General features: G+C 69.3%; 8 protein-coding genes. 6 read left to right on the forward strand and 2 right to left on the reverse strand.

What is annotated here, in order from left to right; all coding sequences use genetic code 11:
* Nucleotides 1-180 precede the first annotated feature (180 nt).
* The gene (locus ABT116_RS16120) at nt 181-1,524 is read left to right on the forward strand and encodes a DUF445 domain-containing protein (protein ID WP_502983875.1); all 1,344 of its coding nucleotides are present in this window, start codon (nt 181-183) and stop codon (nt 1,522-1,524) included.
* 67 nt (nt 1,525-1,591) lie between these two features.
* Nucleotides 1,592-3,112 (forward strand): MFS transporter, encoded by a 1,521-nt coding sequence (locus ABT116_RS16125; RefSeq protein ID WP_351633243.1) that lies wholly within the window; start codon nt 1,592-1,594, stop codon nt 3,110-3,112.
* Between the two features lie 114 nt (nt 3,113-3,226).
* Here the strand turns inward: ABT116_RS16125 and ABT116_RS16130 are convergent, their stop codons facing one another.
* Both ABT116_RS16130 and ABT116_RS16135 read right to left on the reverse strand, forming a co-directional pair.
* Complete coding sequence (locus tag ABT116_RS16130; RefSeq protein WP_351633245.1) at nt 3,227-4,699, reverse strand: alginate lyase family protein; 1,473 nt, start codon at nt 4,697-4,699, stop codon at nt 3,227-3,229.
* Between the two features lie 301 nt (nt 4,700-5,000).
* Entirely contained in the window at nt 5,001-5,303 is a 303-nt protein-coding gene (locus ABT116_RS16135) for a hypothetical protein (protein ID WP_104779710.1), read from the reverse strand.
* A 168-nt stretch (nt 5,304-5,471) separates the two neighbouring features.
* Between ABT116_RS16135 and ABT116_RS16140 the strand changes: the two genes are divergently transcribed.
* The 4 genes from ABT116_RS16140 to ABT116_RS16155 all read left to right on the forward strand — a co-directional run.
* Nucleotides 5,472-5,897 (forward strand): Hsp20/alpha crystallin family protein, encoded by a 426-nt coding sequence (locus ABT116_RS16140; protein WP_351633248.1) that lies wholly within the window; start codon nt 5,472-5,474, stop codon nt 5,895-5,897.
* A 106-nt stretch (nt 5,898-6,003) separates the two neighbouring features.
* Nucleotides 6,004-6,465 (forward strand): DUF2267 domain-containing protein, encoded by a 462-nt coding sequence (locus tag ABT116_RS16145; protein WP_351633251.1) that lies wholly within the window; start codon nt 6,004-6,006, stop codon nt 6,463-6,465.
* Between the two features lie 297 nt (nt 6,466-6,762).
* Complete coding sequence (locus ABT116_RS16150; protein WP_351633254.1) at nt 6,763-8,049, forward strand: ABC transporter substrate-binding protein; 1,287 nt, start codon at nt 6,763-6,765, stop codon at nt 8,047-8,049.
* 6 nt (nt 8,050-8,055) lie between these two features.
* A partial coding sequence (locus tag ABT116_RS16155) for a carbohydrate ABC transporter permease (protein WP_351633256.1) occupies nt 8,056-8,602 on the forward strand: 547 nt, incomplete at its 3' end.

Raw genomic sequence — 8,602 nt, forward strand, 5'->3', positions numbered from 1 at the left:
CTCGGGCGATGGGAGCCCAAGGCTCCGATCTGATGTGCCCATGATGCGGCATGGGCCGGGGGAAGCTCACAGCACCCCGTGGCAATACCCCCTCCCGACAGACGCCGGGAACTCCAGTTCCGTTCCAGGAGTCGGTCAGGAAGGGACAATGTGTGCGGGATCACCAAGCGGGTGGAGCGGATGGAACGGACGAAAGCAGCAGAAAAGGGTGCCGGTGCCGGAGGGCAGCATGCCCGGCCCGGCGGCGCGGTGAACCGTGCGATGACGACCTTCAGCCCTGCGGACGAGGAGAAACAGCGCGGTGTGCGGCAGATGAAGCTCACCGCCACCGGTCTCCTGTTGTTCGTGGCCCTGGTCTACGTCCTCGCCAAATGGGCGCAGAACTCCGGCGCCGGCCCCTGGGCGGGCTATGTCGCAGCGGCCGCCGAGGCGGGCATGGTCGGCGCGCTCGCCGACTGGTTCGCCGTCACCGCCCTCTTCCGGCACCCCCTCGGCATCCCCATTCCGCACACCGCGATCATCCCCACCAAGAAGGACCAGCTCGGCGTCTCCCTGGGCGAGTTCGTCGGTGAGAACTTCCTCTCCCAGGACGTCGTACGGCAGCGGCTGCGCGCCGTCGGCATCGGCAGCCGCCTCGGCGCCTGGCTCGCGGTCCCCGAACACGCCGACCGGGTCACCGCCGAGCTCTCCACCGCCCTGCGCGGCGCCCTGACGGTCCTGCGGGACTCCGACGTCCAGGCCGTCGTCGGCGAGGCCATCACCCGCCGGGCGAACGCCCAGGAGATCGGGCCCGGCATCGGCAAGATGCTGGAGAAGGTCGTCGCCGACGGCGGCCACAAACGGTTCGTCGACCTGGTCGTCACCCGCGCGCACGACTGGCTGGTGCTGCACCGCGACGAGGTGATGGACGCCGTGGAGGGCGGCGCCCCGGGCTGGACGCCGAAGTTCGTCGACCGCAAGGTCGGCGAGCGCGTCTACCGGGAACTGCTGCGCTTCGCCACCGAGATGCGCGACATGCCCGGCCACCCGGCGCGCGGCGCTCTGGACCGCTTCCTCACGGACTTCGCGGGCGACCTCCAGTCCGACACCGAAACCCGCGCCCGCGTCGAGCGGCTCAAGGGCGAGGTACTCGGCCGCGGCGAGGTCCAGGACCTCATCGCCAGCGCCTGGACGGCCGTACGATCCATGATCGTCTCGGCGGCCGAGGACGAGCGCAGCGAGCTGCGGCTGCGCGTACGGGCGTCCCTGCTGTCGCTGGGTTCGCGGATGGCGGGCGAGCGCAAGGTGCAGGACAAGGTCGACAAGTGGGTGGAGGGCGCGGCGGTCTACGTCGTCACCACCTACCGCAAGGAGATCACCTCCCTGATCACCGACACGGTGGCGAGCTGGGACGCCGAGCACACCACGAAGAAGATCGAGGCGAACATCGGCCGCGACCTGCAGTTCATCCGCATCAACGGCACGGTCGTCGGCTCCCTGGCCGGCCTGTTGATCTACACGGTGTCGCACGCACTGGGCGCGTGAGGCTTGGGGCGTAAGAGAAGCCGGTCAGGGCACCCGACGGGGATTCCGCTCGAAGAGGAGGGGGCCCATGACCACCGCCCAGGCCGACACCGGCCGCACCGTGACCACCGACATCCCCGCCCGCCTCGACCGCCTCCCGTGGTCGCGCTGGCACTGGACGATCGTCATCGGTCTCGGCACCGTGTGGATCCTCGACGGACTCGAAGTCACCGTCGTGGGAAACATCGCCAGCCGCCTGTCGGAGCCCGGCAGTGGCCTGCCCATCACGTCCGGCGAGGTCACCGGCATGGCAGCCGCCCTGTACGTGGCGGGCGCGTGCCTGGGCGCGCTGTTCTGGGGCCGTCTGACCGACAAATGGGGGCGTAAAAAGCTCTTCATGATCACCCTGGCGGTCTACCTGGCCGCCACGGCCCTCACCGCGATCTCCTTCGACACCTGGTGGTTCTTCCTCTTCCGGTTCCTCACCGGCTTCGGCATCGGCGGCGAGTACGCGGCGATCAACTCCGCGATCGACGAGCTGATCCCCAAGGAGTACCGCGGCCGCACCGACCTGATGATCAACGGCAGCTTCTGGCTGGGCGCCGTCTTCGGCTCGCTGCTGTCGATCGTCGCGCTGGACACCGACATCTTCGCGGCGAACGTCGGCTGGCGCCTCACCTTCGCGCTCGGCGCGGTCCTCGCCCTAGTGATCCTCCTCGTCCGCCGGCACGTCCCCGAAAGCCCGCGCTGGCTGCTGATCCACGGCCGCGACGACGAAGCGGAACGCATCGTCTCCTCCATCGAACGCAAGATCGAGGAGGAAAGGGGTGAGCCGCTGCCGCGCCCGGAGGGCGAGATCACCATCCACCAGCGCCGCAGCGTCTCCTTCATCGAGATCGGCCGCACGGTCTTCTCCGACTACCGCCGCCGCGCCATCCTCGGCTTCTCCCTCTTCATCGGCCAGGCGTTCCTCTACAACGCCATCACCTTCGGCTTCGGCGCGATCCTGACGACGTTCTTCGACGTCCCGAGCGGCAACACCGGCTACTACTTCGCGGTCATCGCACTCGGCAACTTCTTCGGCCCGCTGCTCCTCGGCAAGCTCTTCGACACGGTCGGCCGCCGCATCATGATCTCCGGCACCTACATCCTGTCCGGCCTGCTCCTCTTCGGCACCGCCTGGCTCTTCGACCAGGGTTCCCTGAGCGCGACCACGATGACGGCCTGCTGGTGCGCGGTCCTGTTCTTCGCCTCGGCCGGCGCGTCCAGCGCCTACCTGACGGTCTCCGAGGTCTTCCCCATGGAGACCCGCGCCATGTCGATCGCGTTCTTCTACGCCATCGGCACCGCGGCCGGCGGCATCAGCGGCCCGCTGCTGTTCGCCAAGCTCACGGAATCCGGCGTCGTCGGCGACACGGTCCTCGCCTTCTCGATCGGCGCGACGCTGATGTGCCTGGCCGGCCTGGTGGCAGCCCTCCTCGCGGTGAAGGCGGAACGCCGCTCCCTGGAGGACATCGCCAAGCCGCTGACCGCGGCGGGCAGCGGGGGCACGGACGGCGCGTCCCAGGGCAGCCCCGGGCCGGAGGGGGCTCGGCCGACGACGGCGTAGGCCTGATGGCCGGGGCGCGATCGGAGCATGTGGGCCGCGAACGGCGAGGAAAACGAGGGCGGGCCCGCCCACATGCTCCGATCACGCTACTCGCCCGCCCCCCGCCGCCCCCGCTCACGCCTCCGCAGCAACAGCAACCCGCCCGCCACCGCGCCGATCCCCGCCGCGGCGGCCCATCCCGCCGCGCCGATCCCCGCCGCGGCGGCCCATCCCGCCGCATCCCCGGAACCGGTCGCGGCGAGATCCTCCCCACCCACCGGTGACGCCGAAGCCTGCGCCCGGACACCCCCCGGCATCCCGCGACCCACCGGACGACGGCCCCGGACTCGGCGAGGGGCCTCCGACCGGCTCCTTCACGCGGTCCTGGCCTCGGTCCCGGGTGAACGCGAGCGTCCCGAACCCCAGCTGATCGAACCCCCCGCTGTTGGGCCCGTAATCCCCGCCCCCACCCTCGGGCGCGGCCTTGGCAGCCGCCCGCGTGAGGTAGGACGCCGGCAACCCCCGCCGCTTGGTGTAGTGGTTGGCGATCATCGCCCAGATGGGCCGGGTCATCCCCGGATCCACACGCGCGGCACCGGACGCGGTCTCCACTCCCGACCAGCCCCCGATCGCCCCCTTCTTCCGCGTGTTCGCCGTGTACGGCACATCCCCGCCCAGGCTCCACTTGGCCACGTACTGCGCGCCCTTGAGGAACCGGCTGTCGTCGTACCCGTACAGATCGATCCCCTGGTTCCACGCCATCTCGCACACCGTGCCCATCAGCCCGACCCCGAGCAGCGCATGCCCCTGGTCCCGCCCGGCCTCGACCCACTCGCCGAGCCCGTCCTCGTGGACGACGGGGATCGCGTGCCTGACCGACCCCATGCCGTCCCCGTGCTTGAAGTACTCCACGGCCCGCTCGACCACGGCCCGTTCGTCGCAGAAGATCCCGGTCGCGAGGACGCACGCGATGGCCGTCAGATCCCAGTTGGGCCAGTAGTTGGTGACGACGGCGTTGTTGTGACGGCTCAGGAAGTCGTCGCTGAGCGGATGGAAGACGTCCAGCAGCAGCTCCCGCGCCCGCCCGAGGTCGAAATCCCCGTGATCCCGGACCAGTTCGGCGGCGTTCGCGAACTGGTAGCCGTACAACCCCGCCGCCAGGAACCGATCGGCACTGCCCTCCAGCCGGGTCAGCTTCCCCGACCAGGAGTTGAGGATCGCCACGGCGGTGTCGGCGTACACCTCCTCGCCGCTGACGTGGAAGCGCAGGGCGTTCTGGTAGGCGGCGTGGATGTCGTTGTAGAGGATCGCGTAGTTCTCCGGCGTGCCCGACCCCCGGTACACGACGGCCTGCGGATTCGCCCGCCACCCGCTCTGGGCATGCCGGTTGGCGGTGAGCTTGGCGAACCCGGCGGTGTACGGTCTGGCCCCCGCCCTCACCTTGGCCGCCATACGGTCCAGATCGGCACGGGTGTGCAGCAGCCCGGGGTGGACGAGAGGGGTGCCGGCGGCACCGGCCGGGGTGGCGAGCGCGGTCGCGCCGACACCGGCACCCATTCCGATGCCCGTTGCCTTCAGCATGCTGCGGCGGCTGAACTGTCGTGTCACGTCGTCGTACCTCGGCGTCGTAAGTCGCGTACCTGCGGGGGACGGTGAGGAGACGGCCGGGCGGTGAGGCGATAACAGAAACTGCGCTATAGTTGATCTGCGTCCAGTCGCCGGAACTCCGGTAGCAGGACGATGCGTTGGTGGTCCAAGGAAAGACGCCCCACTTCCTGTGGGGAAATGCAGGTGCAAGGCCTGCCCGGCGCTCCAACGAGAAACCGGCCCTGGGATTCAGGGCCGGGTTCTTTTGTTGTGCCTGCCGGGATGAGCCGGTCGGCGGCGCCGGCTCCCCGAGATCAGCCGGTCAGCCGCGCCGGTCCGCGACCGCCCACGACGCCAGCCCCACGGCCCCCGCCACACCGAACACGGCAGGCCAGGCACCCACCTTCTTCGCCAGCGGATGCGACCCGGCGAAGGCGGCGACGTACGCGGCCGACAACGCCCCCGCGGCCACCCCGCCGGCCTGCTGCCGCCACTGCCGCGCCGCCGCCACACCGGCCACGGCGAGCACCACTCCGCCGAGCGGCCGCTGCCGGGTCCAGCGGGCCACGCCGTACCCGCCCACGAGCCCGCTCGCGGCGACCACCGCACTGGGAACCTTCGCCATGTCTGCCTCCTGCGTCGTACTCCTGTTCAAGATCCCGAGGCTAGCCCGCAGACTCTCGGAGTCCGAAGCTGAGCCTGGGCTTGTCAAGTTTCCTCCTCCGAGCTATATAAGAAGACGTAAACCGTATGGCATCGCACCCACTGCACCTGAAGAGAGGAGTGACCAGTGATGCTCATGCGCACGGACCCCTTCCGTGAGCTCGACCGACTCACCCAGCAGGTCTTCGGCCCCGCCGCCACCCGCCCGACGGCGATGGCGATGGACGCCTACCGTTCCGGGGACGACTTCTTCGTCCACTTCGACCTGCCCGGCATCGACCCCGAGACGATCGAGCTGGACGTCGAGCGCAACGTCCTGAACGTCCGAGCCGAGCGCAGGTCCCCCGCCCCCGAGGGCGCGGAACCCCTCGTCGCCGAGCGCCCCACCGGCACCTTCACGCGCCAGCTGTTCCTCGGCGACACACTCGACACGGAGCGCATCGACGCCTCCTACGAGGCCGGCGTCCTGACCCTGCGCATCCCGGTGGCGGAGCAGGCCAAGCCGCGCCGCATCCAGATCTCGGGCGGCGACGCGCGCAGGCAGCTCAGCAGCTGACCTCACCGCACGCCCACAGCCAGGTCGCGCCGCCGGCCCGATCCCCCGGCGGCGCGACACCCCCCGCGCACCCACCCCCGTACACACCCGGAGGAAAACCCCACACATGAGCACGACGACGGTGCCCCGTGTGACGACGAGACGCGCCCCTCACGCCGCCGCCGACGACACCGGCTGGCCCCAGCTGGTCGAAGCGGTCCGCGAGTCGGGCCTGTACCCCACCCGGTCGAAGGCGGAAGAGGTCACCCGTACCGTCCTGGCCGCCCTCGGCACCCACGTCACCGGCGACGAACGGGTCGACCTGGCCCGCGCCCTGCCCGCGGAGGCCGCCCGGCTGATCGCCTCCCAGATCCCGGCCACACACCGTCTCACGGCCGCACGCTTCGTCGACGAGGTCGCCTCACGCACCCCCGGTGCCACGCCTGCCACGGCACGCTGGGACGTCAGCTCGGTCCTGAGCACACTGCCGCCCCTCATCGGCGACGACCTGGTCACCCGCGTCCTGGCCCAACTCCCCACGGGCTACGCCCTCCTGTTCGGCCGAGCGGACCTGACGCCGGCGTCGTAGTTCCTGACGCGAGTCTGAGGCGTACGACGGCCACCCCTTGTCACACAGGGGGTGGCCGTCGCATGCCCGGCTGAACGGCCGAGTGAGGCCTGCGGCGCACCCGCGCCGGTCCACCTGCAACAACCTCGTCGTTGCCCGCTTTTGTGCTGCCTCGAGCTCCGGGTCACAACTGAATCCACACGAAACAAGGTCTTGTCGTCCACTTAAAACGATGGTTATTTTAACCGCCATTCGAAGTCCGGCCTGATCATCCGGGCGACCTCAAGGCGTGTGCATGTCTCAAGGAAGGGCAGTGCCATGACGCTTGACAGCGCGCGGTTTTCTCGTCGGGGTTTTCTGGGGCTGGGAGTCGCGGCGGGGGTCATCACGCTGACGGCGTGCGGGTCCGGCGCCGGTGCGGCTGACGCTCCGCTGGTGATGACGGTGTGGGGCGGCGACCCCGACCGCAAGACGTATCAGGCCCGCATCGACCTGCTGGTCAAGAAGCACCCGGACCTGAAGGTCAAGCTGCAGCTGATCCCGGGCGACTCCTACCCGCAGAAGGTGCAGACGATGATCGCCGGCGGCACCGGGCCGGACATCATGCAGGTCGCCGAGAGCGTCAACACGTACTCCAGCAAGAACCAGCTGCTGCCCCTCGACGACCTCGCCAAGAAGGCGAAGCTCGACCCCGAGCAGCGGTTCGGCCCGGTCGGCTCGCTCTACACGTACCAGGACAAGCTCTACGCGATCCCCGACCGCTCCGGCGCGGTCACCGTGTTCTACAACAAGGACATGTTCGACAAGAAGGGCATCAAAGCCCCCACGGCGGACTGGACCTGGGACGACGCTCTCGACGCGTTCAAGGAGCTGACGGTCCCCGGCAAGGTGTGGGGATACAGCGGTGCCGAATGGTTTCCGCAGTGGTGGAGTCTCGCCTACCAGAACGGCGGAACCATCATCGACGCCCAGGGCCGGCCCGCGGTCGACAGCGACGAGGTCGTCGAGGCGCTCCAGTGGGCGGGCGACCTGGTCTTCAAGCACAAGGTGGTGCCGAGCAAGGCGGACTACGCCGACATGGGCCCCGACATCGGCGGCGACCAGGCGTTCCCCAACCAGAAGGTCGCCACCCACGCCAACGGCTTCTGGGTCATGTCGGGCCTGACGAAGGCGACCTTCGCCTGGGACATCGCGCCGATGTGGCGCGGCAAGAAGCAGGCCGTGTCGGCGTTCGGCAGCGGCCTGGCGATCTCCCGCACCTCCAAGCAGCGCGACAACGCCTTCAAGGCGATCGACTTCCTCACCTCCGCCGAGGCGCAGAAGGTGATCATCGCCTCCGGCCAGGACGTGCCGGCCGACCTGGAGGTGCAGAAGAGCCAGGCCTTCCTCAAGCCGTCGTGGATGAAGACGGACGTCGACATGGGCGTGTTCGCCGAGTCGAGCGCGTTCGTCTTCCGGGCGCCGTTCATCCCCGAGTGGAACCAGATGATCGACACGATCTCCAACGGCCTCGCCGACTTCTGGCTCGGCAAGGAGCGCAGCGCCAAGAAGGCGCTGACCGCCGTGCAGAAGGACCTCGAGTCCCTCATCAAGTCCGGGGCATGACCGGCTGTGGCAACCTCGACCGCCCCGAAGGCCGTCCCCACGGCCGCGGAGAAGCCCCCCTCACCCAGGAAGCCCAAGCTCTCCAAGCGCCGTCGCCGTGAGGCGCTCTCCTTCTACCTGTTCATCTCCCCGTGGGTGATCGGCTTCCTGGTCTTCCTGCTCGGGCCGATGATCGCGTCGGTCTACTACTCCCTGACCGACTGGGACTCCTTCACCCCGCCGAAGTGGGTCGGCTTCCAGAACTACGTCACGGCCCTCACCGACGACCCGGTCTTCTGGAAGGCCCTGTGGAACACCTTCTACTACGCGGCGATCTCGGTCCCGCTGGGCCTGGTGCTCGGGCTGTGGCTGGCCAACCTGCTCAACAAGCAGGTCAGGGCCCGCAAGTTGTTCCGCACCCTGATCTACTTGCCGACGCTGATCCCGCTGGTCGCCACGGCGATGATCTTCCGGATGGTGCTCGCGCCGAACGGCCCGATCAACGACTTCCTCGGCCTGTTCGGACTCTCGGGCCCCAACTGGCTGCTCGACGGCCCGTGGGTCAAGCCCGCCC

The sequence above is a fragment of the Streptomyces sp. NPDC002130 genome, from assembly GCF_040296465.1.
In the GTDB taxonomy this organism is placed as follows: Bacteria; Actinomycetota; Actinomycetes; order Streptomycetales; family Streptomycetaceae; genus Streptomyces.

Excerpts from the sequence above, each read along its gene's own strand:
- ABT116_RS16120 (WP_502983875.1), top strand. The coding sequence starts at position 181 with ATGGAACGGACGAAAGCAGCAGAAAAGGGTGCCGGTGCCGGAGGGCAG.
- ABT116_RS16125 (WP_351633243.1), top strand. The coding sequence starts at position 1,592 with ATGACCACCGCCCAGGCCGACACCGGCCGCACCGTGACCACCGACATC.
- ABT116_RS16135 (WP_104779710.1), bottom strand. The coding sequence starts at position 5,303 with ATGGCGAAGGTTCCCAGTGCGGTGGTCGCCGCGAGCGGGCTCGTGGGC.
- ABT116_RS16140 (WP_351633248.1), top strand. The coding sequence starts at position 5,472 with ATGCTCATGCGCACGGACCCCTTCCGTGAGCTCGACCGACTCACCCAG.
- ABT116_RS16145 (WP_351633251.1), top strand. The coding sequence starts at position 6,004 with ATGAGCACGACGACGGTGCCCCGTGTGACGACGAGACGCGCCCCTCAC.
- ABT116_RS16150 (WP_351633254.1), top strand. The coding sequence starts at position 6,763 with ATGACGCTTGACAGCGCGCGGTTTTCTCGTCGGGGTTTTCTGGGGCTG.